This window comes from Actinacidiphila glaucinigra, from assembly GCF_035918135.1.
Lineage (GTDB): Bacteria > Actinomycetota > Actinomycetes > Streptomycetales > Streptomycetaceae > Actinacidiphila > Actinacidiphila glaucinigra.
Map to the genome: position 1 here is coordinate 7,627,814 of NZ_CP109144.1, position 24,242 is coordinate 7,652,055.

The following is a 24,242-nucleotide window of genomic DNA, read 5'->3' on the forward strand; positions in this document are numbered from 1 at the left end:
AAGCCCGTTCGGCGTACGGGTTTCTCAAGTTCCCTCGTTCGGTCACCGATGCATCCCGCGGGGGGTGGATCCGACGAAGGGACAATTCCTGTGACGTCTGCATCGACGCCACGCCCGGCCGCCGGCCTGGACACCGTGTCCGTAGCCGTCGACGACCTGAGGGCCGGACGGCCCGTCATCGTCGTCGACGACGAGGACCGCGAGAACGAGGGCGACCTGGTCATGGCGGCCGAGTTCGCCACCGCGGAGACCCTGGGGTTCTTCGTCCGCTGGACCAGCGGCCTGATCTGCGCGCCCATGGCGCCGGAGATCGCCGACCGCCTGGAACTGCCGCTGATGGTCCCGCCCCGTCCCGGCTTCGACACGGCGGCCTACACCGTCTCCGTCGACGCGGTCGGGGCCGGCTCCGGGATCTCCGCCGAGGACCGCGCGCTCACGGCGCGGACACTCGCCGGCCCCGCGACCCGGCCCGACCAACTGCACCGCCCCGGGCACGTCTTCCCGCTGCGGGCCCGCGCCGGGGGCGTCGCCGAGCGACGCGGCCACACCGAGGCCACCGTCGACCTGCTGCGGCGTGCCGGGCTGCCCCCGGTCGGAGTGATCAGCGAGGTCTGCGAGGACGACGGTTCGGTCGCCCGCTTCGACCGGCTGCGCGCCTTCGCCGACCGGCACGGCCTGGCGCTCATCTCGATCGAGCAGTTGTCGAACGGACCGCGCCTCGCGGACCCCGCGACGGTGTGACCGGATGACCCGAGCGACGATCTTCGACCTGGACGACACCCTGGTCGACAGCGCGGACACCTGGGTCCGCGTCTGCGCCGCCTTCGCCGCCCGCCACGGTCACCCGTGGCGGGCCGAGGACACCGCCGCCCTGCACGGCAACGGCCGCTGGGCGGCGTACGTCGCCGGCCTGTGCGGCGGCGCGGCCGACCCCGCCGAAGTGGTCGAGGCCTGCACCACCGCCGCGACCGGCGAGGTCGCCGCGGGGCGGGTCCCCGCGCTGCCCGGAGCCGTGGACCTGGTTCTCGAAGCCGGGCGCCACGGCCCCGTCGGCCTGGCCACGGCGAGCCCGCGCCGCTTCGTCCTGGCGGTGCTCGACGGGCTGGGCCTGTCCGGACGGCTGAGCGCCGTCGTGTGCGGGGAGGATGTGGCCCGCGCCAAGCCCGCGCCCGACCCGTACCTGCGCGCGGCCGCCGAGATCGGCGTCCCGCCGTACCGCTGCCTGGCCGTCGAGGACTCCCCGAACGGGATCCGCTCAGCGACCGCCGCAGGCATGCGCGTCCTCGCCGTCCCCCGGGGCGGCATGACGCTGCCGCCCGACGTCGCCCACCTGCCCGCGGCCCAGGCCCCCACGACAGCCGCCGCCCTGCCGCTGCTGACCCGCCTCCTCGCGCCCCAGCCCGGCCCGCTGGTGCGCGAGGGCACGGTGTGAGGCGCCGCCGGGACCGTGCGGGCAGCGTCAGGACGCGCCCCGGACGGCGGTGTCCCACGCGCCGGGGCTGCGGTAGTGGTTCCGGTGCCCCTCGGCCAGGACGAGCCGCAGCTCCGTCAGGTGCCGTGTGTCCGGGGCGAGTTCGAGCCCGGAGAGCAGGCGCAGTGCGGCCTCCGGACGCACGTCGCCGTGGAAGTCGTGGTACGAGGCAGACAGGGCCTTGAAGAGTGCCCCGTGCAGCGCGGGGAGGCGTGCGGCCGCTTCGTACGCCTCCTCCTTCACCGGCCAGGGCACCGAACCCGAACACTCCAGCACACGGCGGGCGCGGCGCAGCAGGGCGGGGGCGGCGCCGTCCCGCAGTCGTTCCAGATCACGCCCGAGGACCTGCGCGAAGGCCGTCGCGGCGGTGCTCCGGTCCCCGAACCAGTCCACCCACAGGGAGTACGTGACGGGCTCGGCGTCCCGCTCCGCTTCCAGGCGCCGGCGGTAGCCCGCCCACAGCGCGTCCGCGGGCAGCGGCCCGTCCGGTCCCCGGTCGGCCATGCAGATCTCGCAGGTCACCCAGTAGTCGTCGAGGAGGTCCAGCAGGCCGAACGCCGGCCGCACCTGACCCTCGGCGTCGAGGTGGTCGTCGGTGAAGACCTCGTAGGCCCTGGAGTGCGCGATCTCGTTCGTGGTGAACCGGCGGCCCGGTCGCTCGTCGTCGGTCCACGCGTCGTCGCCGGTCTGCCGGACGCCGCGTCCGGCGAGCCAGCGCCGCGCGTCCTCCCCGGTCCCCGGTGCCATCGGCGCATCATCCCTGCGACGCGTCGCGAAGGCGACCGAACTCCTCCGTCATGGCCTGCGTGGACCAACCGGCGTTCAGGCCGCTGGGGTTGGGCAGGGCCCAGATCCGGGTGCCGCCGATGGTGCGTTCCTGGGGGCCGATGCGGGCACGGGGCTCGGCGAAGGCGACGCGGTAGGCGGTGACGCCCACGACGGCCAGCCAGCGCGGCTCGTACCGCAGGACCCGCTCCGTCAGCAGCCGCCCGCCCTCGAGGAGTTCGTCGCGGGTCAGCTCGTCGGCGCGGGCCGTGGCGCGGGCGACGACGTTGGTGATCCCGAGCCCGGAGGCGAGGAGTTCGTCCTGTTCCGCCGGGTCGAGCCGGCGCGGGGTGAACCCGGAGGCGTGCAGCACCGGCCAGAAGCGGTTGCCGGGGCGGGCGAAGTGGTGACCGGTCGCGGCCGACATCAGCCCGGGGTTGATGCCGCAGAACAGCACCCGCAGGCCGTCCGCGATCACGTCGGGGATGACGCGGTCGCGGGCGGCCTCCAGCTCGTCCTGGGTGGGGCGGGTCCGCCGGACCGTGGTCAGAGGATGGCCCCGGGGGTGTAGGCGGCCGCCTGCGGGTACCGGCCGGCGACCTCGCCGATGCGGCGTACGACCTCGGCGACCTGGTCCGCGGCCGCGCCGGTGAAGGAGAGGCGGTCGGCCATGAGCGCGTCCAGCCCGCCGCGGTCGAGCGGGATGCGCTCGTCCTCGGCGAGCCGGTCCAGCAGCTCGTTGCGCTCGGCGCCCTTCTCGCGCATCGCGAGCGCGGAGGCGACCGCGTGCTCCTTGATGACCTCGTGCGCCAGCTCGCGGCCGACGCCGGCCCGCACCGCGCCCATGAGCACCTTCGTGGTGGCGAGGAACGGCAGGTAGCGGTCGAGCTCGCGGGCGATGACGGCCGGGAAGGCGCCGAACTCGTCGAGCACCGTCAGGAAGGTCTCAAGGAGACCGTCGAAGGCGAAGAACGCGTCCGGCAGGGCCACCCGGCGCACCACGGAGCAGGAGACGTCGCCCTCGTTCCACTGGTCGCCGGCCAGCTCGCCCACCATGGAGGCGTAGCCGCGCAGGATGACCGCCAGGCCGTTGACGCGCTCGCAGGAGCGGGTGTTCATCTTGTGCGGCATGGCGGAGGAGCCGACCTGGCCGGGCTTGAAGCCCTCGGTGACCAGCTCGTGCCCGGCCATCAGGCGGATCGTCTTCGCGAGGGACGACGGCGCGGCGGCCAGCTGCACCAGCGCGGTGACGGCGTCGTAGTCCAGCGAGCGCGGGTAGACCTGGCCGACGGAGGTGAAGACCTCGGAGAAGCCGAGGTGCGCCGCGATCCGGCGCTCCAGCTCGGCGAGCTTGCCGGCGTCGCCGCCGAGCAGGTCGAGCATGTCCTGCGCGGTGCCGACCGGGCCCTTGATGCCGCGCAGCGGGTAGCGGCCGAGGAGGTCCTCGACGCGGGCGAAGGCGACGAGCAGCTCGTCGGCCGTGGTCGCGAACCGCTTGCCGAGGGTGGTGGTCTGGGCGGCCACGTTGTGCGAACGGCCGGCCATGACCAGCTCCGCGTACTCGGCGGCGAGCGCGCCGAGCCGGGACAGGACGGCGACGGTGCGGTCGCGCACGTGCTCCAGGGAGAGCCGGATCTGCAGCTGCTCGACGTTCTCGGTGAGGTCGCGCGAGGTCATGCCCTTGTGGACGTGCTCGTGCCCGGCGAGGGCGTTGAACTCCTCGATGCGCGCCTTGACGTCGTGCCGGGTGACCTTCTCCCGCTCGGCGATCGACGCGAGGTCGACCTGCTCCAGCACGCGCTCGTAGTCCGCGACGGCCTGGTCCGGCACCTCGATCCCCAGGTCCTTCTGGGCCCGCAGCACAGCCAGCCACAGACGGCGCTCCAGCACCACCTTCTGCTCGGGGGACCACAGGGTGGCGAGCTCCGCGGAGGCGTAGCGGCCGGCCAGGACGTTGGGGATGCGGGGCTTGGAAGTCACGTAGCGAGAGTTTACCTGGCGACCATGGCGACCGCTCACGTCCATGGCGGCCAGGAAAGGCCAGGTCAGAAGCCCCAGGAACGCACCGCGGCGCCACCCGTGGCCTCCCCGCGCACCGAGTGGGCGGGCGCTCCCGGCCGAACTCCCGCACGATCCGTGCGACGAGGCGCCGTCGGCCGCCACCAGCAGGAGGCGTTTTGTCATCTTGTCGACTTAGCCGCGCGGGCTGCACTCTGCGGGTATCTGTCGACGGATCGGGGGACGTGATGGCGGAGTCGCAGTGCTCGTTGTGCGGGTCGACGCGCGTGCAGAGCCTGCCGTTGTTCGTGGCGATGGTGGGAGCGGGGCCGGGGTTGAGGAAGGAATGGCTCCAGCCGGAGGAGGTGTCGCTGTCGCGCGGCCGGCCGCTGCTGATCGTGGCGGTGGGAGTGGTGGCGCTCATTTCCGGCGCGATCTTGCCGGGGATCCTCGTCGCGGTGGGGGGCGCCGTGTGGCTGTCCCGGGTCAACCAGACCATGCGGTCCAACGAGAAGGAGCGCAAGGAATGGCTCGGGAAGAGGATCTGCCTCAACTGCGAGAAGACGTTCCCACCCCCGACGTAGCCCGCACACGGCGAAGCGCCCCGCCGTCCCCGAGGACTGCGGGGCGCACCCGTGGGTCGGGCGGTCGTCACGCACCGCCCGGGCGTTCGGTCAGAGCTCGTACGGTACGAGCTCCGCGCGCTTGGGCGGCAGGCCGTCGCCGGAGGAGCGGCCGGTGAGGCGGCGGCCGATCCACGGGACGAGGTGCTGGCGGGTGAAGCGCAGGTCGGCGGCGCGGCGGGCGGGCCACGAGAGGGGGAGGGAGTCGGGCAGGGCCTCGGTCCAGTCGAACTGGGCGGTGTGCCCGAGGGTCTGCCAGACCGCCTCGGTGACCCGGCGGTGGCCCTCGCCGTCGAGGTGCAGCCGGTCCTCGGCCCACAGGCGCGGGTCGCCCAGCACATGGGCGCCGTACAGGTCCACCACGAGCGCGCCGTGCCGGGCGGCCAGGTCGTCGACGAAGCCGAACAGCTCCTCCATGCGGGGCAGGAACCGCGTCGCCACCGGGCCCCGGCGGGCCGGGCTGCGCATCAGCACCAGCTGCCGGCAGGCCGGCGCCAGCCGTTCCACGGCTTCCTCCAGCAGCGCGCACACCTTCGGCACGTCGCACTTGGGCCGCAGTACGTCGTTGAGCCCGCCCACCAGGGTGATCAGGTCGGCCTCCATGGAGGCGGCGGTCTCGACCTGCTCGTCGACGATCTGCTGGATGAGCTTGCCGCGTACCGCCAGGTTGGCGTAGCGGAAGTCCGGCGCGTGAGCGGCGAGCCGTCCGGCGAGGAGGTCGGCCCAGCCCCGGTAGGAGCCGTCGGGGAGCGCGTCGGACATGCCTTCGGTGAAGGAGTCGCCGAGCGCGACGAAGCTGGTGTGGGTGGCGTTCATCTGCATGGCGGGCGAGATCCTACCGGCCCCGCGGAGCGCTCCTTCAGGCGGCCGGTGCGTGGCCCACGAGCTCCTTCAGCACGTCCTCCATGGTCACCAGACCGAGGCCGCGGCCCTGGTCGTCGACGACCGCCGCCAGGTGCGCGCCGCTGGCCCGCATCGCCGCCAGGACGTCGTCCAGCGGGGTGCCCGCGCCGACCCGGGTGATCCGGCGCAGCGCGCCGCGCGGGAAGGGCTGGTCGTGGCGGCTGGGGCCGAGCGCGAGGGCGTCCTTCACGTGGAGGTAGCCCAGGATGCGGCAGGTCTCGTCGGTGACGGGGAAGCGCGAGAAGCCGGACCGGGCGGCCAGGCGCTCCAGCCCCGCCGGGGTCGTCCCGAAGCGCGCGGAGACCACGCGCTCCCAGGGGACGACGACGGCGCGGACCGGACGGCGGCCCAGCTCCAGGGCGTCCTGCAGGCGGATCGCGGCCCTCTCGTCCAGCAGCCCGGCCTGACCGGCGTCGGTCACCATCCGGGCCAGCTCGTCGTCCGAGAACACCGCCGCGACCTCGTCCTTCGGCTCGACCCGCAGCAGCTTCAGCAGCCCGTTCGCGAAGGCGTTCACGGTGAAGATCACCGGGCGCAGCGCCCGCGCCAGGGTCACCAGCGGAGGGCCGAGGACCAGCGCGGTGCGCTCCGGGGCGGCGAGCGCGATGTTCTTCGGGACCATCTCGCCGAACAGCATGTGCGCGTACGTGGCCAGGGTCAGCGCGATCGCGAAGGACAGGGCGTGGATCGCGCCCTGCGGCACGTGCAGCAGGTGGAAGAGCGGCGCCAGCAGGTGCTCGATGGCCGGTTCCGCCACGATGCCCAGCACCAGCGTGCACAGCGTGATGCCCAGCTGGGCGGCGGCCATCAGCGGCGACAGGTGCTGCAGCCCCCACAGGACGTGGCGCGCGCCGCGCTCCCCGGCCTCCGCGCGGGGCTCGATCTGGCTGCGCCGGACGGAGATCATCGCGAACTCGGCGCCGACGAAGAAGGCGTTCACGACCAGGGTCAGTGCCCCGATGAACAGCTGCAGGAAGATCATCGCGCACCCGCCGTCCCGTCGTCCGCACCCTGCGCCCGCGTCGCGAGCCCGTTCTGCCCGCGGGGCGCCGGGGAGATCAGCCGTACGTGCGCCGCGCGGTGGTGCGAGTCGTCGGTGACCTCGACCATCCAGCCGTTGACCTCGACGGTGTCGCCGGTCGCCGGGATCCGCCCGAGCCGCTCGGCGACCAGGCCGGCGAGCGTCTCGTAGGGGCCGTCCCCGATCCGCAGGCCGATGTGCGCGAGCTGGTCCGTCCGTATGGCCCCGTCGGCGTCGTAGACGCGGCGGCCGGTGCGGTCCTGGTGGATGAAGGCCAGGTCGGGGGACTCCATCGGGTCGTGCTCGTCACGGACCTCGCCGACGACCTCCTCCACGATGTCCTCCAGCGTGACGACCCCCGCCGTGCCGCCGTACTCGTCGATGACGACGGCCATGCTCATCGAGCCGGACAGCCGGTCCAGCAGCCGGTCCACGGTGAGCGACTCGGGGACCGGCACCGGCTCGCGCAGCAGCGGGGTGATCGGGTGGCCCTCCCGGCGTTCGTACGGCACGGCCAGGACGTCCTTGATGTGGACGATGCCGATCACGTTGTCCAGGCCGCCCCGGTGGACGGGGAAGCGGGACAGCCCCGTGGCGCGGGTGATGTCGGCGACGTCCCGGCAGGTGGCGCCCTCCTCCAGGGCGACGACCTGGACGCGGGGGGTCATCACGTTCTCGGCGGTCAGCCGGGCCAGGCTCAGCGTCCGTACGAACAGCTCGGCGGTGTCGGCCTCCAGCGCGCCCGCGCGGGCGGAGTGCCGGGCGAGGGCCACCAGCTCCTCGGGGCTGCGGGCCGAGGCGAGCTCCTCGGTGGGTTCCATGCCCAGGCGGTGCAGCACACGGTTGGCGGTGTTGTTCAGGTGGCGGATCAGCGGGCCGAAGGCGGCGGTGAAGACGGTCTGCGGCGGGGCGACGGTCTTGGCCACCGGCAGCGGCCGGGAGATCGCCCAGTTCTTGGGGACGAGCTCGCCCACCACCATGAGCACCACCGTGGAGATGCCGGTGCCGAGCACCAGGCCCAGTGACGCGGCCCCGGCGGCGGACATCCCCAGCGCGCGCAGCGGACCCGCCAGCAGCTCGGCGATGGAGGCCTGTGCCAGCATGCCGATGACCAGTCCGGTGACGGTGATGCCGAGCTGGGCGCCGGACAGCTGCACCGTCAGGCTGCGCACGGCCCGCAGCGCCGCCGGGGCGCCGCGCTCGCCCGCCTTCTCGGCCCGTTCCAGGTCGGTGCGCTCGACCGTGGTCAGGGAGAACTCCGCGGCGACGAAGACGGCGCAGGCCAGGGTCAGCAGCAGGGCGACGGCCAGGAGCAGCACTTCGGTCATCGGGACACCTCGGTCCCATGATCGGTCAGGCCGGTGTGGAGCGCGCGCCGCGGGCGTGGGCGACGGGACCTGGGACGCGGCGGACTCGCGGGGTCGTCCATACGCCCATCGTAGGAAGCGCGGGCACAACGGACAGCCCGGGAACACCGCGGCCGGGGTTGCGCCCCGGGCCTCGAGGGCGCGCTACGGGGTCCGCTCGAACGGCTTGGTCCAGCGGCGCCAGTGGTGCTCGGGCGCGTAGCCCGCCGAGCGCCAGGCGTGGTGGGCGCGCTCGTTGCGCTCCAGCACCATGGCGTCGCCGCGCCGGCCGCCCAGCGCGGTGAAGCGTTCCTCGGCCGCCGCCAGCAGGGCCCGGGCGACGCCCTGCCGCCGCCGCTCGGGGTGGACCGCCAGACGGTACAGGTGGCAGCGCCAGCCGTCGAAGCCCGCGATGACCGTGCCGACGAGCACGCCGCCGGCCTCGGCGAGCAGCAGGGCGCCGGGGTCGCGTGCGATCAGCCGCGCGACGCCGTCCGGGTCGTCGCTGATGCTGGTGCCCTCGGCGGCCGTCCGCCAGAAGTCCAGCACCCGTTCGGCGTCCGCCGGTGCGGCGCCGCGTATCGCGAGATCGTCCATGCGGGTCAGCCAAGCAGCCCGCCGTCCGGGGCGGCGGGCGAATCACGAAACGCCGTGCCCCATCCCCGGCTCCTCCCCGCGCCGTAGCTCCGCGATGACGGGGGCGAAGGCCTCCATGGCGGGTTCCAGGACGGTGACGTAGCCGAAGCCGAAGCGCTCCCGGCCCCGCCGCAGCTGCTCCGCGATCTCGGTCACCGTGCCGACGAGGAGCGTCGGCAGGTCGAGCAGTTCCTCCTCGTCGAGGTGCGGCGCGTGCGGGGCGAGCTCGCGGACCGCCGCCGCGCGGTCCCCGGTGACCACGACCCGCTGGACGAGGACGTTGAAGTCGGGGTCGGTGCCGTACTCCGCGGCGAAGCCGCGCGCGATCGCCACCCGCTCCTCCACGGCCGCGGCGGACAGCAGCCGCAGCGAGCCGTCGTCCATGGCCGGGTCGGCCTCCGCGCCGGTGAAGGCGACGACGGCGGCGTGCCGTGCCGCCAGGCGCAGCATGCGCGGGCCGTTCCCGCCCAGGAGCAGCGGGGGCAGCGGCACGCCCGCGCCGTCCCGGCCGTCCGCGCCGCCTTGCCCCGGCAGCACCCCGGTCAGCGCCTCGACGGTGCGTTCCAGGTGGTCGACCCGGTCGCGGGCGGTGCCGTAGGCGAGGCCCGCGCGTTCGAACTCCGCGCGTACGTAGCCCGCGCCGAGGCCCAGTTCCAGGCGGCCGCCGGTGAGCCGGGCGGTGGTGGCGACCTCGCGGGCCAGCAGGACGGGGTTCCAGAACGCCGTGTTTAGCACGAAGGTCCCCAGCCGCGGCCGCCGCGTGGCGTGCGCCGCCGCGACCAGCGAGGGGAAGGGAGCGGGCCAGTCCAGGTGGTCCGGCACCTGCAGCACGTCGTAGCCGAGCTCCTCCACCCGCCGGCACTTGCGCTCCCACGCCTCGCCCCGCGCGGGCTCCAGCAGATTCACCCCGAACCGGAACCGATGTGCCATGACCGCCCCCTCGTCCCGACGCGTCCGCCGTTCGACGACCTTCCCCGCCGCCGGGTCGCTCACTCGTGGGCGATCGCGGCCAGGACGTTCATCCGCGAGGCGCGCAGGGCCGGCAGCAGCGCCGCGACCAGCCCCACCACCACGGAACCGGCCATGACCGCCCCGACCGTGGCCCACGGAACGGTGAACGCCCGCATGCCCTCCAGGGCCAGCACCTCGTGCGTCACCACACCCCAGACCAGCCCCAGGGCGAGCCCCAGCACCGCGCCGAAGACCGCGATCACCACGGACTCCAGCCGGATCATCCGGCGCAGTTGCAGCCGCGACAGACCGATCGCCCTGAGCAGCCCGATCTCCCGGGTGCGCTCGATGACCGACAGGGCGAGGGTGTTGACGACGCCCAGCACCGCGATGATGATCGCCAGCCCGAGCAGCGCGTACACCAGGTTCAGCAGCACGGAGATCTGGGTGCGCACCAGCTCCTTGTAGTCGGCCTGGTCGCGGACCTCGACCTGCGGATAGGCCTTGAGCGCCCGCTCGAGGTCCGCCCGCAGCGTCGGCTTGTCCGTGCCGGGCGCGGCGTTCACGTACAGCGCGGCGTCCTGGCCGCGGGGGAGGAACCGCTCGGCGGTGGCGAGGCCCATGGTGAGGGTCGCGTCGTCGCCCAGCAGGGTGCTCTGGCTGGTGGTCAGCGCGCGCAGGGTGAACGTCGCCGAGCGGCCGTCGACGAAGCGCACGGGGATGCGGCTGCCCACGCGAAGACCGTGGTGGGCGGCGTACGTCGCGGAGAGCGAGATGCTGTCGCGGGACAGGGCGCGCGCCGTGTCGCCCGCGGCGTAGTCCAGGTTGAGCGCCCGGTCCGCCCCGGGGCCGATGGCCGTCCCGGTCAGCTTGGCCGTGCGGCGGCCGGGCAGCGTCATCATGACGGAGACGTACCGTACCGGCACCACCTCCCCGGCGCCGCGCACCTTCCGCACCCGCTCGGTGATCTCCGGGGTGAACGGCGCGAAGTGGGTGCCCTGCACGACGTAGTCCGCGCCGAGCGCCCGGTCGATCTCCTGGTCGAAGGAGCTCGCCATCGACGAGCCGGCGATGGACATGCCGGTGACCAGGGCCAGTCCGATCATCAGCGCGCCGGCCGTCGCGCCCGTACGGCGCGGGTTGCGCAGCGCGTTGCGCTGGCTCATCCGGCCCACCGGCCCGAAGACGTGGGGGAACGCCCCGCCCAGCACCCGGATCACCGGGCGCACCAGCAGCGGCCCCACGACCACCGCCGCTATCAGCGACAGCCCGATGCCGGCCCCCAGGAACGTCGCGGCGTCACCGGTGCTGCCGGCCGCCGCCGCCCCGGAAAGCGCCCCCGCGGCCACCAGCGTGGCGACGGCGCCGCCCACCGCCCGCGACCGCAGGCTCCGCCCGGCCCCGGCGACCTCGGCGTCGGACAGCGCGGCCATCGGGGAGACCCGCGACGCCCGCCGCGCCGGCAGGTAGGCCGCGACCAGCGTCACCAGCAGGCCGACGGCGAACGCCGCCACCGGCACGCGCGCGCGGATGACCATCTCGGCGGCGTCGATGTTCATCCCGAACACCCCGAGCAGCCGGACCAGCCCGGCGGCCGTACCGATCCCGCACAGCAGGCCCAGGGTGGAGCCCACCACCCCGAGCAGCAGCGCCTCCACCAGCACCGACCGCCGCACCTGCCCGCGGTCCGCGCCGAGCGCGCGCAGCAGGCCGAGCTCCCTGGTGCGCTGGGCGATCAGCATCGAGTAGGTGTTGACGATCAGGAAGACGCCGACCAGGACCGCGACCCCGGCGAAGCCCAGCATCACGTACTTGATCACGTCCAGGAAGGTGGCCAGGCTCTCCACCGCCGACTTCGCCTGCTCGGCCTGGGTCGTGTACGTGTAGTGCGGACCGAGCGCGGCGGCGATCCGCTTCTTCAGCACGTCGTCCGAGACTCCGGGAGCGGCGTCGGCCTGCACCGACGTCGCGACACCGGTCTGCCCCAGCAGCCGCGACTGCGAGGTGGGGGTGTCGACGAACAGCAGGGCGGCGCCCGGATTGGTGGTGGTGAAGGTGGCGATGCCGACGAGGCGGACCGGGAACGCGCCTGGCTGCGCCAGCACCCGCAGCCGGTCGCCGATCTCCAGGTGCCGCTTCGCGGCGGTGTCGGCGTCGATCAGCGCCTCGTCGGGGCCGTGCGGCGCGTGCCCTTCGGTCAGCCGGACGCTGCTGCGCGGGCTGCCCGACCAGTTGGTGGCGACCGTGAGGGCCCCGGTGGTCGGCTCCACCGGCCGGTCCTCCGCGTCGACGACGGTGGTGTTGTGCACGGTGACGTCGATCCGCGCGTCCGCGACGCCCGGTACCGCCTTCACCCGGTCCAGCAGGGACGCCGGCAGGGTGCGCACCTGTCCGGAGGCGAACTGCTGGTCCTCGCTGAAGGCCTCTGGGGGTCCCACCGTCACGTCGGCGGACGTGGAGGCGAACAGGCGGTCGAAGGTGCGGTTGACGGTGTCGGAGAAGATCATGCTGCCGGTGACGAACGCGACCGACAGCAGGACGGCGAGCGCGCTGAGCAGCAGCCGGCCCTTGTGGGCCAGGAAGCTGCGCAGCGTCGCCCGGAGCATCGCCGGTGCCTAGCCCTGCTTCCGCAGCGCGTCGAAACGCTTGAGCCGTTCCAGGACGCCGTCCGCGGTCGGCTCGTGCATCTCGTCGACGATCCGTCCGTCGCCCAGGAAGAGCACCAGGTCCGACCAGGCCGCCGCGCCGGGGTCGTGGGTCACCATCACCACGGTCTGGCCGAGGGCGTCCACGGCCTCGCGCAGGAAACCCAGCACCTCGGCGCCCGCCTGCGAGTCGAGGTTGCCGGTCGGCTCGTCGGCGAAGATCAGCTGCGGGCGGGATGCGAGGGCGCGGGCGCACGCCACACGCTGCTGCTGCCCGCCCGACAACTGCGCCGGACGGTGCCCCAGCCGGTCGCGCAGGCCCAGCGTGTCGATCACCCGGTCCACCCACTCCCCGTCGGGCCTGCGGCCGGCGATGTCCATCGGCAGCGTGATGTTCTCGGCGGCCGTGAGCGTCGGGAGCAGGTTGAACGCCTGGAAGACGAAGCCGACCTGGTCACGGCGGAGCCGGGTCAGTTCGCGTTCCGCCAGACGGGTGATCTCGGTCTCGCCGATCCAGACCTGCCCCGAGGTGACCGAGTCCAGCCCCGCCAGGCAGTGCATGAGTGTGGACTTCCCCGAGCCGGAGGGCCCCATCACGGCCGTGAAGCGGCCGCGGGCGATCTCCACGTCCACCGCGTCCAGCGCCACCACCCGGGTCTCGCCCGTCCCGTACGACTTCGTCAGCGCCGTCGCCCGCGCGGCGGGTTCCGCTCCCGCCTCGATGCCCTCTGTGTCCGCTGCCGTCCATGTCGACACGCTTGCCCCCCAAGATGAGGAAGTGCGTACTTGTCCGTATGCGACCCGAGCGTAGGTCGTCGGATGCGGCGCCGCATCGTCCCCGGGGGTGAGCGCCGGGGCCGCGGGCGGCCGCCGCGCGACCGCGAGTTCGCCCAGCCGAAACCGGCCGGCCGTCCCGGTACGTCTGTAGGGGCACCCGCGCCGGGCACCGTGTGACCGGGACGGCGACGAGGACACGTACCGAGGGGGGACCGAATCGATGGTGCACACACACAGCCGGGCCGGGTCCGGCGACCGCAGGCGCGCGCGGGCCTTGGCGGGGGTTCCCGTGGCGGCGCTGCTGGTCCTGGCGCTCCAGGGGTGCCAGGACCCGGCGGCCGACGGCGCCGGCGGCAAGCCGTCCGCGACCGCGCCGGGCGCCGCGGGCGCGGAGGGGTCGCCCGCCGCGCCCCCGGGGCAGCCGACCGTGTCACCGACGGGCGGGACGGCCGGGACTGCCGGCGACCCGTGTGCCCTGGTGACGCAGGCCGAGGCCGAGCGCCTCGCCGGTACGGCCCTCAAGCCCGGCCAGGACCTGGAGGGGACCTGCGCCTACACCGCGCCGGAGTCCGGCCCGACGGCCCAGGTCGAGGTCTTCGCGGGGGAGCCCGGGAAGAACTACTACGACGCCGAGCGCGGGCTCGGCCACGAACTGAAGCCGCTCGACGGCATCGGCGACGAGGCCTGGCTGGAGGACGGATCGGTGTTCCTCAGGGCGTCCGGGCAGTGGGTCGCCATCCGGCTGGTCCGCAACGAGGAGCCGTCCCGGTTCGACAGGCCGCTCGAGGAACTGGCCCGCACGGTTGCGGGCCGCCTCTGAGCACGCGCTCCACGTGCGCCCCGCGCGCCCCGTACGCCCCGGAGCCCGCCCCGGCTCCGGGGCGCATAGGGCACCGGGGCGGATGCGCCCCCCGCGGCCGCTTGTCTCTGCTAGTGCGGTGGCGCTAGCTTGACGGTATGGCCAAGACGCAGTTGAACGTGCGGGTGGACGAGACCACCGCCGCGGCCGCCCGGGAACGGGCCGCGCAGCGGGGCGTCAGCGTCAACCGGTACATCGAGGAACTCGTCCGGAAGGACGCCGGGGAGCGGGGCCGCAGCTTCGTCGAGGCCGCCGCCGACTTCATGGAGCGCTACGAGTCCGTCTTCGCCGAGGAGTTCGGCGCAGAGCGCGAAGGCCGCCGTTGACCCTGCGGATCGACCTCGCATGGCTGCTCATGGTCGCCGAGCACAACACCCCCGGTGACCCGCAGGTGATCGACTGGGGCGCCCTCGTCGCCGCGGTCAGCCGCCACCAGGCGGAGATATTCGGCGTGCCCGTCTACGCCGACCCCCACGAGCGGGCCGCGAGCCTGCTGCAGTTGCTGGTCCACGTTCCGGCCCTGGAACGCTCCAACGCGCTCTTCGCCTCCGCGGTCGCCTACGCCTACCTGGTGGCCGGCGGCCTGAAGGTCGCCACCTCCCCCGAGCGGGTGCGCGACCTGGCCCGGCTGGTCAAGAGCGGCACCGCCGACGTGCACGAGATCGCCGACGAGCTGCGCTCCTGGTGCGTCTGAGCGGCTACGGCCACTGGCGTCCGACCGGCACCTCGTGCAGGTGCGGGGCCGACAGGTGCAGCACCTCGTAGCGGTCGGGATCGGTGACGCCGGCGGGCGGCGTCCGGTCCCAGAGCGTGAAGAGGACGGTCTCCCAGTGGCGCGGGTCCGCGGCCAGCACGGTCGTGTGGACGCCGGGCGTGGCGGCGCGCTCCTCCCAGGTCTCCAGCGCCCGGGCCACCGGCTCGCGCGGGTCGGCCCCGGCGGGCAACCGCTGCCGCAGCCGGCTCGCGGCGCCCGGCGCGGTGCCGAACGCGGGCCCCGGACGGTGGGCGACGCCCGTCCAGTGGCTGACGTCCGGGCGCCCGAAGTCGTCGACGATGCCGCCGAAGCCGCCCCCGCCCCACAGGAAGCGGTTCATGCCGCCGGTGTCGTCCCAGAGGTAGAAGGGCGCGTACTCGTTGACCGGGGAGCCCTCCGTACCGCGCTCACGGATCAGGTAGGCCTTGAAGCCCAGGCCCTCGTAGGCGTCCGTGAGCCGGCCCCGGCCGGCGACCCGGTCCCGGATGATCTTCATGTCGTAGTCGGCGGGCAGCGTGATCCCGTACTGCATCGCGTACATGTGTCCCCCTGGGGAGTGGTGGCCGCGGGCCGGGGCCCGCTCAGGCCCGCTGCGCCAGCAGCGCCAGCGCGCCGCTGACGGCCTGGTCGAAGGGCGCGGCGGTGCCGGCCGCCCGGGCGAGCACGTAGCCGCCCTGGAGGACGGCCACGAGCGTGGCCGCGATGTCGCCGGTGTCGAGGCCGGGCGCGATCTCGCCGCGCGCCTGGCCCTCGGCGAGCACGTCCGCCAGCCGCCCGCGCAGCCACTCGAAGGTCTCGTCGAGCGGCGCCCGCAGCCGCGGGCTCGTCACGACCTCCGGGTCCTGGGTGAGCCGTCCGATAGGGCAGCCCCGCAGCACGTCGCGTTCGCGGCGCAGGTAGCGGGAGACCCGCTCGACCGCCGTGCCCGGGAGGGCGAGTTCGCGCTCGGCGGCCTCCCGCATCTGCTCGGCGGTACGGCGGACGGCGACGAGCGCGAGTTCCGGCTTGCCGGAGAAGTGGTGGTACATGCTGCCCTGGCCGACGCCCGAGCGCTGCTGGATGGCCTTCGGGCTGGTGCCGACGTAGCCGCGCTCCCAGAGCAGTTCGCGGGTGCTCTCGATCAGGCGGTCCGGCGTCGTCTCCATGGCAGCAGTGTACATACCAGTAGGTACGGAGCCGTGCACAGCCGTGGTGCTCCACCGGCTGCTCAGCCGGGGCGCCGGACGGTGGCCAGGACGTGCGGGGAGCTCGGCAGCGGCAGCGTGAGGCCCTTGCCGCGCTCCGGGACGTGGAAGCGGCGCAGTTCCAGCACGTCGAAACCGGCCGCCTCGACCGCGGCGAGCGTGTCCCGCCCCGTCCGGCAGCCGCCGAACAGCAGCGGCCACAGGGTGCGGTCCGCCACCCACTGCAGCGCCGCGTGCCCGCGGCCCTCGGCCCGGCAGTGCTCCAGCAGCCGCAGCTCCCCGCCCGGGCGCAGCACCCGGTGGAGCTCGGCCAGGGCGCGTTTCTGGTCGCGTACGGAGCACAGCACCAGCGACGCGACCGCCGCGTCGAAGGCCTCGCTCTTGACCGGCAGCGCCTCGGCGACACCGGGTACGACGTCCACCGGCACCTCGGCGTGCTGCGCGGCGTCCACGGCCAGCCGGCGCAGATGCCGCTCCGGCTCGATCGCCACCACCTCGGCGACGGTGCGCGGATAGTGGCGGAAGTTCAGCCCCGAGCCCGCGCCGATCTCGATGACCCGGCCGGTGAGTCCCGCGAGCACGGTCTCCCGGTGCGCGCCGAAGCCCGCGCGGGCGTCCATGACAGGACCGCAGCGGGCGTAGAAGCGGGCGAACAGCGGGTGATGGACCGGTTCGCGCGTCACGCCGGTACGGCTTCTCATGGCCGGACCTCCTTCGCCTGGGCACCCCTCCCTCCGATTCTGCCGCTCCGGAGCCCGGCCCAAGCCTCCTCGTACCGGGGCGAATTCGGCGTGTCGCCCGCCGTCCGCGCGGCGCCGCCCCCGGGCGCGTCCGTCAAGGGGACGCGCCCGGGGGCGGTCGGGGCGGGTCAAGCGCGGGTCGCGCGCGGGTGCCGACGAGCCTCAGGCCAGGGCGGCGGGTGCCCAGTAGGAGGTGAAGGCGGCCGCGTCCCACATGCCGCCGATGCGGGGGGAGAGCCAGCCGGGTGCCGCCTCACGGAAGGCGGCGGGGTCGAGTGCGGCCGCGCCGGCGGGCAGGGCGCCCAGGAGCGGCGCGACGGTGACCTCGGGGAGGTCGGCGAGGTTGCAGCGGGCGGCCAGGTCCGCGTCCTCCGGCCAGCTGCCGATGACGAAGCCCGCGCACTTCAGGTCCCGCGCCTTGAGCGCCTCCGCGGTCAGCGCGGCGCCGTTGAGGGCGCCGAGTCCCGCCGGGGTGACCACGAGCACCGGTGCCGCGAGCATCCGCGCCGCGTCCGCCAGCGTCGAGCCCACGTCGTCGAGGCGGACGAGCAGCCCGCCCGCGCCCTCGACGAGGACGATGTCGTGCACCGCCGCCAGCTTCGCCGCCGCCTCCGCGATGTCGGCCGGGCTCACGGGGGCGGCCCCGGAGCGCCGGGCGGCGGTGGCGGGCGCCAGCGGCTCGGGGTACCGGGCCAGTTCGACGCTGGTGACCTCGGGCCCGGCGAGCCGGGTGACCTCGGCGGCGTCGCCCGGCTCGCCGGGGCCCACCCCGGTCTGCGCGGGCTTCAGGTACGCGACGCTGTACTGGCTGAACAGCGCCGTCGCCGCGATCGCCGCCGTGGTCACCGTCTTGCCGATCTCCGTGCCCGTACCGGTCACGAACAACACCGTCATGCCGCCTCCGCCGCCGCGCGCACCGCCGCGCAGATGCGCGCGATGTCCTCGTCCCCCGTGACGTACGGAGGCATCGTGTAGATCAAGTCCCGGAACGGGCGCAACCATACCCCCCTGCGGACGGCGGCCCGCGTGGCGGTGGCGAGGTCGACCTGGTGGTCGAGCTGGACGACGCCGATCGCGCCCAGCACCCGCACGTCCCGCACCCCCGGGATATCGGCGGCGGGCGCGAGCCCCTCGCGCAGCCCGGCCTCGATCCGCTTGACCTCCTGGGCCCAGTCCTGGCCGAGCAGCAGGTCGAGGGAGGCGCAGGCGACGGCGGCGGCCAGCGGGTTGCCCATGAAGGTCGGGCCGTGGGCGAGCACCGGCACCTCGCCCCGGGAGATCCCGTCGGCGACGCGCGAGGTGCACAAGGTGGCGGCCATCGTGAGGTAGCCGCCGGTCAGGGCCTTGCCGACGCACATCACATCCGGGGAGACCTCGGCCTGGTCGGCGGCGAACAGCGTCCCGGTGCGCCCGAAGCCGGTGGCGATCTCGTCGAACACCAGCAGCACGTCGTGCTCGTCGCACGCCTCGCGGAGCACCCGCAGGTAGTCGGGGGAGTGGAAGGCCATGCCGCCCGCGCCCTGCACGACGGGCTCCACCACGACCGCGGCGAGCTCGTGCGCGTGACGGGCGATCGTCTCCCGCAGGTGGCCCGCGTACGCCTCCTCGTAAGCGGCCGGCGGCGCGTCCGCGAAGACCTGCCGGGGCAGGACGCCGGACCACAGCCCGTGCATGCCGCCCTCGGGGTCGCAGACGGACATCGGCTGCCAGGTGTCGCCGTGGTAGCCGCCGCGCCAGGTCATCAGCCGCTGCTTCTCCGGCCGCCCGAGCGAACGCCAGTACTGCAGGCACATCTTGACCGCGACCTCGACCGAGACCGAGCCGGAGTCGGCGAGGAAGACGTGCCGCAGCGGCTCGGGGGTGATCTCCACCAGGCGGGCGGCGAGCCGCACGGCCGGCTCATGGGTGAGCCCGCCGAACATCACGTGGCTCATCCGGTCCAGCTGGCCGCGGGCCGCCTCGTTGAGCACGGGGTGGTTGTAGCCGTGGATCGCCGACCACCACGACGACATGCCGTCGACGAGGTCGGTCATCCCCTCGACGGGCTCGGCGAGCCGCAGCCGGACCCCGGCCGCGGACTCGACGACGAGCGGTTCCTGACGGCCCGGCATGGGCCCGTACGGATGCCAGACGTGCTCCCGGTCCAGTGCCAGCAGCTCGCCCGGGGTGAGCGGCTCAGGCATTGGGGGGCAGGTCCGTGCCGGTGCCGCGGCGGCGCACGGCCACCAGGTCGGTGCGGGCGGCACCCGCGGCCGCCGGCTGCGCGGCGTCGCCGTGGCCGGTGCCGTGGGCGTGGCCGCCGCAGGGGCCGCAGCCGCCGCCCTCGCCGGGTGAACCGCAGCCCGCGGAGGCGTGGGCACCGCAGCCCCCGGCCGCGGCGGCCGCGTCCACACGGTGCACGGGCAGGGTCACCTCGCCGGCGCCCTCCACCTCGAAACCGGCGTCCGCGATCATGTCCAGGTCGGCCCTGCCGGCCTGGCCCTCACTGGTGAGGTAGTCGCCCAGGAAGATGGAGTTCGCCAGGTGCAGCGCGAGCGGCTGCATGCTCCGCAGATGCACCTCGCGGCCGCCCGCGATGCGGACCTCCACATCGGGACAGACGAACCGCACCATCGACAGGATGCGCAGGCAGCGCTGCGGGGTGAGGTTCCACTCCTTCGCCAGCGGCGTGCCCTCGAAGGGGATGAGGAAGTTCACCGGGACGGAGTCGGGGTCCAGCTCGCGCAGCGCGAAGACCACGTCGACCAGGTCCTCGTCGCTCTCGCCCATGCCCGCGATCAGCCCCGAGCAGGCCGACAGGCCCGCCGCCTGGGCCTGTTGCACCGTTTCGACCCGGTCCGCGTAGGTGTGGGTGGTGGTGATGTCCCCGTAGGTGGCCTCGGAGGTGTTGAGGTTGTGGTTGTACGCGTCGGCGCCCGCGCCGCGCAGCCGATCGGCCTGCCCGTCGGAGAGGAGGCCCAGGCAGGCGCAGACCTCGACGCCCTCGTTCTGCTCCTTGATGGCCTCGATGGTCCTGGAGACCCGGTCCACGTCGCGGTCGGTCGGGCCGCGCCCGCTCGCCACCAGGCAGACCCGCTTGGCGCCGCCGGCGACCCCCGCCGCCGCGGCGGCCGCCGCCTCGTCGGGCTTCAGCCAGGTGTACTTGAGGATCCCGGCCTCCGAGCCGAGCCGCTGCGAACAGTACGAGCAGTCCTCCGGGCACAGCCCCGACTTCAGGTTGACCAGGTAGTTCAGCTTCACCCGGCGGCCGAACCACGCGCGGCGCACCTTGCCGGCCGCGGCCACCACGTCGAGGAGTCCGTCGTCGGAGGTCGCCAGCACGGCGAGCGCCTCCTCGCGGGTCGGCAGCTCGCGGCGCAGGCCCTTCTCCACCAAAGCATTGAGCAGTTCCATGCCGCGATCCTGACGCACGGCACGGGCCGCGGCCAATGGGACATCCCACAAGACCGCTCGCTCAGGGTGTGTGCATCACCACACCGTGCGAGACGGTCCGGCACACTACGGTGCTGCCGAAACCTCCGAGCCGACCCCAGGGGACGACCATGACCCGCGACCCGTTCGACTGGATCGACGCGCACGCCGAACGGCGTCGCGCCGCCGGACTGGTGCGCACCCTGCGGCCCCGGCCCGCGAGCTCACCCCTGCTGGACCTCGCCTCCAACGACTACCTGGGGCTCGCCCACCACCCCGAGGTGACCCGGGCCGGCGCGGACGCCTGCCTGCGCTGGGGCGCCGGATCGACCGGTTCGCGGCTGGTCACCGGCAGCACCGAGCTGCACGCCGAACTGGAGGCCGAACTCGCCGCCTTCTGCGGCTTCGAGGCGGCGCTGGTCCTCGCCTCCGGTTATGCGGCCAACCTCGCCGCCGTCACCGCGCTCACCACCGAGCCGGGCACGCTCATCGTCTCCGACAGCGGCAACCACGCCTCGCTCATCGACGGCTGCCGGCTCTCCCGTGCCGGCACAGAGGTCGTGCCGCACGCCGACACGGACGCCCTGCGCAAGGCGCTCGGCGGCCACGACGGGCCCGCCGTGGCCGTCACCGACTCGGTCTTCTCGGTGGACGGCGACGCCGCCCCGCTCCGCGCGCTGGCCGCCGCCTGCGCTGAGCACGGGGCCGCGCTGCTGGTGGACGACGCCCACGGACTCGGGGTGCTCGGCCCCGGGGGCCGGGGGGCGGCCGCGGAGGCGGGTCTGGCGGGCCAGCCCGGACTGGTGTGCACCGCCACCCTCTCCAAGTCCCTGGGCAGCCAGGGCGGCGTGGTGCTCGGCCCGGCCCGGGTCATCGAGCACCTGGTCAACGCCGCGCGGACGTTCATCTTCGACACGGGCCTCGCCCCGGCGGCGACGGGCGCGGCACTCGGCGCGCTGCGCCTGCTGAGGCGGGAGCCGGAGCGTGCCGTACGGGCCCGGGCGGTCGCCCGCGAGCTGTACGAGCGGCTGACGGGGGCGGGGCTGGACGCCACCGCACCGGACGCGTGCGTGGTGTCGGTGCGGGCGCCGTCGCCCGAGGCGGCGGTCGAGTGGGCCGCGGCGTGCCGCGCGGCGGGTCTCGCGGTGGGCTGCTTCCGGCCACCGTCCGTGCCCGACGGGATCTCGCGGCTGCGGCTCACCGCGCGGGCGGATCTGACGGACCGGGAGATCGGCGACGCCGTGGGGACGATCGTCCGTACGGCGCCGCCGCGCCCCTGAGATCAGGGGTGTTCGGTCAGGCTCCCCGTCGCCACGGCGGCGAGGAACTCCGCCCAGGCCGCCGGGGGGAAGAGCAGGGCGGGGCCGCGCACATCCTTGGAGTCGCGTACGGCGAGCTGTCCCGAGAGCGGCCCGTCCCCGATGAGGGCCGTCTCGACGCAGTTGTTCGCCGCCGTGCTGTAGCTGCTGCGTCGCCAATTCACACCGAAGAGGGACGCACTGGAGGTGACGTACTGAGGCAGAGCGTCGGACATGGGGGGTGTGCCTCCTTACGCGCCTTTGCGGATGCCTGAGATGAAGGACAGCGACTGCTCACTCGACAGGGCATGGGAGCGCAACCGATTGAAGGCAGCACCGTACGCCCTGACGTCCTCGTGCTGATCCAGATAGAGACTACTCGTCAAATGGTCGAGAACAACCACGTCCAGATCAGCAATGCGCGGAAATGAGAAGATTACGAAAGGGCCTGTAACGCCTATATGCCCACCGGCCGAGAAAGGCAGCACCTGCAGATGCACATGAGGCAGTGAACCCAGCTCCACAAGATGGCTCAATTGCGCCGCCATCACTCCGGGACCCCCGACGCTGCGGCGCAGCACCGCCTCGTCCAGCACCGCCCACAGCTCCAGCGGCGGTTCGGCGCGCAGCACCGCCTGGCGGGCCATCCGCACCTGCACCAGGGTCGCGATCTGCCGCGGACCGAGTTGCGGGAGGACGGAACGGGTGAGCTCGCGGGCGTAGTCCGGGGTCTGCAGCAGCCCCGGCACCACCGTCGTCTCCAGTGTCCGCGCACGGCAGGCGTCGGTCTCCAGGGAGATGAAGTCCCGGTAGGCGGAGGGGAGTTCCTCCCGGAACTCATGCCACCAGCCGCGCCGGTCGCCCTCGCCCGCGAGGGCGGCGAGCATCTCCCGCAGTCGCTGGTCGCGCACTCCGTACACGTCCAGCAGCGCCGTGACGTCCTCGGGTCGCACTCCGCTGCGGCCGGTCTCGATCCGGCTCACCTTGGACTGGTGCCATCCCAGGCGCTGGGCGGCCTCACCGCTCGTGAGCCCCGCCGTGTCGCGCAGACGGCGCAATTCCGAGCCGATCTTTCGGCGGCGTACCGCCGGCACCTGCTGCATGGTGTGTGCACCTCCCGGTTCCCGGCACCCTCGCCGGTCCCCGAGCGAAGTCTGCCGCGCAAATACGTTCTCTCGTAGCAGAGTTCACCGCTTTGGGCGACAGATATATGCATATAGCTGTGGTGGCACCGGATTAAGGGCACGATGGGTGACACTCTGGCGCGTGAGTGCCGTACGGGGACGTGCCGCGCGGAAGGCGGGGCACGGCGCCTTCGGCCGTCGCGCGCGCGGCCACGGGCGCGGCGGGCGCCGGCGTCCTGGTCACGGCGGGAAAGGGACAGCGTCGCCATGGCAGACCACCAGGAAGCATCCGTCACCCTGCCGAGCGACCCTGCCTCGGTCCCCGCGGTACGCCGCTACGTGAGCGACCTGCTGGTGGAGTGGGGCATGTCCGAGGACTCGGACCCCGCCGACTCCGTGCGGCTCATCGTCTCCGAGCTCGCGACCAACGCGGTGCTGCACACCTTCGGCCAGTCGCCCACCTTCACCCTCGACGTCCAGCTGGACCGGGACGAGCAACTGCGCATCGGGGTCACCGACAGTCACCCACGGTGGCCCCAGCGGCTGCCCGCCGCCGTGCAGCAGGACAACGGCCGGGGCATGGTGATCATCCGTCACCTCACGGCGGAGGCGGGCGGTACGCTCCTGGTGACTCCCACCGCGGAGGGCGGCAAGACGGTGTGGATCAGCCTGCCCTGGGCCACCGCCACCGCCGCCGTCGAGTGACCCCGGCGGCCCTCGGTCCTCCCGGCCGAGCGGCAGCGCCTCGGCGCCCATCGGCACGAATCCCGCCGCCGTGAACGCCTGCACGCTCGCCGCGCTGCCGTTGGCGATCCGCGCCCACGCCATTCCGCCCTCGGGGCGATGTGACGTGCCGTCGGCCCCGTGTCCACAGCGCCGGTCGCGTCGCCCGGGAGCCCCGGCTCCCGGGCGACGCGACCGGGGTCACTTCACCCGGCCGTACCAGACACTGCGGCTCCAGATCTTCTCCAGCCGCACCCGTCCGCCGGGCTTGGGGGAGTGCCAGATCTTCCCGTGCCCGGCGTACATCCCCACGTGGTAGACGTTGCTCCCGTAGTGGAAGAAGACCAGGTCACCACGGGTCCGTGCGGACTTCCGGATGTGCCGGACGCTGTTGTACTGCGCCCCCGCGGTGCGAGGGAGCTTCTTGCCCGCCTTCTTGAAGGAGTAGAAGGTGAGCCCGGAGCAGTCGAACCTGCCGGGACCGGCGGCCCCGTACTGGTACAGCGCGCCCTTCTTGGACGCCGCGATCTTCAGTGCCTTGGCGGAGACCGTCGCCGCCTCGGCCTGCTGGGCGAGTTCGGGCAGTACCGCGGGACCGGCAACGGCGGCCGCCGTGAGGGCGGATACCGCCCCCAGCCGGCACAGGACCCCGGACATGGCTGTCGGCGCACTCATGCGCAACCCTTCGTCGTCCGCCTGCGAAGGATGACCTGTCGGGTTCGGGCAGGCGAAGATGCCCGGCCGCGGATGCGGCTTCACCCCAAGGGTCCGGCGACCGGCGCCGGACCCGTCGTGCTCGGGTCCTCCGCTCCTGCCGATGCGTCGTCGTCGACCTGGCATCCGCGCGGCGGCAGGATTCGGCGTCCGCGCGGACCGCCCCGCCGGGATGGCGGGGGCTTGTCGTCGAAGGGATGATCACCCACCGAAGCGTCCGATTCCCAGCGCAACCGGTCGAATGTGAGTCTGTTCACGACTCACCTATTCGGGTGGACTCCACGACACATGGCCCGGAC

At 73.8% G+C, this 24,242-nt stretch carries 26 protein-coding genes, 1 pseudogene and 1 riboswitch; of the genes and pseudogenes, 8 read left to right on the top strand and 19 right to left on the bottom strand.

Annotated elements, in window-relative coordinates; all coding sequences use genetic code 11:
• Positions 1-90 precede the first annotated feature (90 nt).
• Both ribB and OIE69_RS34350 read left to right on the top strand, forming a co-directional pair.
• Positions 91-741 (top strand): 3,4-dihydroxy-2-butanone-4-phosphate synthase, encoded by a 651-nt coding sequence (gene ribB, locus OIE69_RS34345; protein WP_326578450.1) that lies wholly within the window; start codon positions 91-93, stop codon positions 739-741.
• Positions 742-745: 4 nt separating this feature from the next.
• On the top strand, positions 746-1,432 hold the full coding sequence (locus OIE69_RS34350; protein WP_326578452.1) for an HAD family hydrolase: 687 nt from the start codon (positions 746-748) through the stop codon (positions 1,430-1,432).
• A gap of 27 nt (positions 1,433-1,459) precedes the next feature.
• On the opposite strand, the gene OIE69_RS34355 is transcribed toward OIE69_RS34350, so the two are convergent.
• The 3 genes from OIE69_RS34355 to purB all read right to left on the bottom strand — a co-directional run bounded on the left by OIE69_RS34355 (position 1,460) and on the right by purB (position 4,261).
• On the bottom strand, positions 1,460-2,218 hold the full coding sequence (locus OIE69_RS34355; protein WP_326578454.1) for a hypothetical protein: 759 nt from the start codon (positions 2,216-2,218) through the stop codon (positions 1,460-1,462).
• A 7-nt stretch (positions 2,219-2,225) separates the two neighbouring features.
• Entirely contained in the window at positions 2,226-2,714 is a 489-nt protein-coding gene (mug, locus tag OIE69_RS34360; protein WP_326578456.1) for a G/U mismatch-specific DNA glycosylase, read from the bottom strand.
• Positions 2,715-2,782: 68 nt separating this feature from the next.
• A complete protein-coding gene (purB, locus tag OIE69_RS34365; RefSeq protein ID WP_392567602.1) occupies positions 2,783-4,261 on the bottom strand; it encodes an adenylosuccinate lyase in 1,479 nt (492 codons plus the stop codon).
• 221 nt (positions 4,262-4,482) lie between these two features.
• Between purB and OIE69_RS34370 the strand changes: the two genes are divergently transcribed.
• A complete protein-coding gene (locus OIE69_RS34370; RefSeq protein ID WP_326578459.1) occupies positions 4,483-4,818 on the top strand; it encodes a hypothetical protein in 336 nt (111 codons plus the stop codon).
• 90 nt (positions 4,819-4,908) lie between these two features.
• On the opposite strand, the gene OIE69_RS34375 is transcribed toward OIE69_RS34370, so the two are convergent.
• The 7 genes and pseudogenes from OIE69_RS34375 to OIE69_RS34405 all read right to left on the bottom strand — a co-directional run bounded on the left by OIE69_RS34375 (position 4,909) and on the right by OIE69_RS34405 (position 13,115).
• Positions 4,909-5,679, bottom strand: a complete 771-nt coding sequence (locus OIE69_RS34375) for an SGNH/GDSL hydrolase family protein (protein WP_326578461.1) — start codon at positions 5,677-5,679, stop codon at positions 4,909-4,911.
• 37 nt (positions 5,680-5,716) lie between these two features.
• Complete coding sequence (locus tag OIE69_RS34380) at positions 5,717-6,742, bottom strand: hemolysin family protein (protein ID WP_326578463.1); 1,026 nt, start codon at positions 6,740-6,742, stop codon at positions 5,717-5,719.
• Positions 6,739-8,109, bottom strand: a complete 1,371-nt coding sequence (locus OIE69_RS34385; protein WP_326578465.1) for a hemolysin family protein — start codon at positions 8,107-8,109, stop codon at positions 6,739-6,741. Before OIE69_RS34385 ends, OIE69_RS34380 begins: the two co-directional genes overlap by 4 nt.
• Before the next feature lie 183 nt (positions 8,110-8,292).
• A pseudogene (locus OIE69_RS34390) lies at positions 8,293-8,736 on the bottom strand (GNAT family N-acetyltransferase); the annotation flags it as partial.
• Positions 8,737-8,766: 30 nt separating this feature from the next.
• On the bottom strand, positions 8,767-9,693 hold the full coding sequence (locus tag OIE69_RS34395; RefSeq protein WP_326578467.1) for a TIGR03621 family F420-dependent LLM class oxidoreductase: 927 nt from the start codon (positions 9,691-9,693) through the stop codon (positions 8,767-8,769).
• Positions 9,694-9,752: 59 nt separating this feature from the next.
• The gene (locus OIE69_RS34400) at positions 9,753-12,320 is read right to left on the bottom strand and encodes an ABC transporter permease (protein ID WP_326578469.1); all 2,568 of its coding nucleotides are present in this window, start codon (positions 12,318-12,320) and stop codon (positions 9,753-9,755) included.
• Positions 12,321-12,329: 9 nt separating this feature from the next.
• Positions 12,330-13,115: an ABC transporter ATP-binding protein gene (locus OIE69_RS34405; protein ID WP_326578471.1), complete on the bottom strand. Its 786-nt coding sequence runs from the start codon at positions 13,113-13,115 to the stop codon at positions 12,330-12,332.
• Between the two features lie 241 nt (positions 13,116-13,356).
• On the opposite strand from OIE69_RS34405, the gene OIE69_RS34410 reads away from it, so the two are divergent.
• From OIE69_RS34410 to OIE69_RS34420, 3 genes are all read left to right on the top strand, one after another.
• Positions 13,357-13,956 (top strand): DUF3558 domain-containing protein, encoded by a 600-nt coding sequence (locus OIE69_RS34410; protein WP_326578473.1) that lies wholly within the window; start codon positions 13,357-13,359, stop codon positions 13,954-13,956.
• A gap of 137 nt (positions 13,957-14,093) precedes the next feature.
• The gene (locus tag OIE69_RS34415; RefSeq protein WP_089224654.1) at positions 14,094-14,321 is read left to right on the top strand and encodes a toxin-antitoxin system HicB family antitoxin; all 228 of its coding nucleotides are present in this window, start codon (positions 14,094-14,096) and stop codon (positions 14,319-14,321) included.
• Positions 14,318-14,689 carry a fic family toxin-antitoxin system, toxin component gene (locus tag OIE69_RS34420; RefSeq protein ID WP_326578476.1) on the top strand — a complete coding sequence of 124 codons (372 nt, stop codon included), beginning with the start codon at positions 14,318-14,320 and terminating at the stop codon, positions 14,687-14,689. The genes OIE69_RS34415 and OIE69_RS34420 overlap by 4 nt, the downstream gene beginning before the upstream one ends.
• 4 nt (positions 14,690-14,693) lie before the next feature.
• On the opposite strand, the gene OIE69_RS34425 is transcribed toward OIE69_RS34420, so the two are convergent.
• From OIE69_RS34425 to bioB, 6 genes are all read right to left on the bottom strand, one after another.
• Positions 14,694-15,290 (bottom strand): DUF4865 family protein, encoded by a 597-nt coding sequence (locus OIE69_RS34425; RefSeq protein ID WP_326578478.1) that lies wholly within the window; start codon positions 15,288-15,290, stop codon positions 14,694-14,696.
• A gap of 40 nt (positions 15,291-15,330) precedes the next feature.
• Positions 15,331-15,894: a TetR/AcrR family transcriptional regulator gene (locus OIE69_RS34430; RefSeq protein WP_326578480.1), complete on the bottom strand. Its 564-nt coding sequence runs from the start codon at positions 15,892-15,894 to the stop codon at positions 15,331-15,333.
• 62 nt (positions 15,895-15,956) lie between these two features.
• Positions 15,957-16,634: a class I SAM-dependent methyltransferase gene (locus OIE69_RS34435; protein WP_326578482.1), complete on the bottom strand. Its 678-nt coding sequence runs from the start codon at positions 16,632-16,634 to the stop codon at positions 15,957-15,959.
• 201 nt (positions 16,635-16,835) lie between these two features.
• The gene (gene bioD / locus OIE69_RS34440) at positions 16,836-17,567 is read right to left on the bottom strand and encodes a dethiobiotin synthase (RefSeq protein WP_326578484.1); all 732 of its coding nucleotides are present in this window, start codon (positions 17,565-17,567) and stop codon (positions 16,836-16,838) included.
• On the bottom strand, positions 17,564-18,856 hold the full coding sequence (locus OIE69_RS34445; protein ID WP_326578485.1) for an adenosylmethionine--8-amino-7-oxononanoate transaminase: 1,293 nt from the start codon (positions 18,854-18,856) through the stop codon (positions 17,564-17,566). Before OIE69_RS34445 ends, bioD begins: the two co-directional genes overlap by 4 nt.
• Complete coding sequence (gene bioB, locus OIE69_RS34450; protein WP_326578487.1) at positions 18,849-20,066, bottom strand: biotin synthase BioB; 1,218 nt, start codon at positions 20,064-20,066, stop codon at positions 18,849-18,851. The genes OIE69_RS34445 and bioB overlap by 8 nt, the downstream gene beginning before the upstream one ends.
• Before the next feature lie 149 nt (positions 20,067-20,215).
• On the opposite strand from bioB, the gene OIE69_RS34455 reads away from it, so the two are divergent.
• The gene (locus tag OIE69_RS34455) at positions 20,216-21,364 is read left to right on the top strand and encodes an 8-amino-7-oxononanoate synthase (RefSeq protein WP_326578489.1); all 1,149 of its coding nucleotides are present in this window, start codon (positions 20,216-20,218) and stop codon (positions 21,362-21,364) included.
• A gap of 2 nt (positions 21,365-21,366) precedes the next feature.
• Here OIE69_RS34455 and OIE69_RS34460 read toward each other — a convergent pair whose 3' ends face one another.
• Both OIE69_RS34460 and OIE69_RS34465 read right to left on the bottom strand, forming a co-directional pair.
• Complete coding sequence (locus tag OIE69_RS34460) at positions 21,367-21,618, bottom strand: DUF397 domain-containing protein (protein WP_326578491.1); 252 nt, start codon at positions 21,616-21,618, stop codon at positions 21,367-21,369.
• Positions 21,619-21,633: 15 nt separating this feature from the next.
• Positions 21,634-22,485: a helix-turn-helix domain-containing protein gene (locus OIE69_RS34465; protein ID WP_326578493.1), complete on the bottom strand. Its 852-nt coding sequence runs from the start codon at positions 22,483-22,485 to the stop codon at positions 21,634-21,636.
• 288 nt (positions 22,486-22,773) lie between these two features.
• Between OIE69_RS34465 and OIE69_RS34470 the strand changes: the two genes are divergently transcribed.
• Positions 22,774-23,211 carry an ATP-binding protein gene (locus OIE69_RS34470; protein ID WP_326578495.1) on the top strand — a complete coding sequence of 146 codons (438 nt, stop codon included), beginning with the start codon at positions 22,774-22,776 and terminating at the stop codon, positions 23,209-23,211.
• A gap of 219 nt (positions 23,212-23,430) precedes the next feature.
• Here the strand turns inward: OIE69_RS34470 and OIE69_RS34475 are convergent, their stop codons facing one another.
• Positions 23,431-23,904 carry a C40 family peptidase gene (locus OIE69_RS34475; protein ID WP_089224666.1) on the bottom strand — a complete coding sequence of 158 codons (474 nt, stop codon included), beginning with the start codon at positions 23,902-23,904 and terminating at the stop codon, positions 23,431-23,433.
• A gap of 3 nt (positions 23,905-23,907) precedes the next feature.
• Positions 23,908-24,064, bottom strand: a riboswitch (cyclic di-AMP (ydaO/yuaA leader).
• Positions 24,065-24,242: the final 178 nt, after the last annotated feature.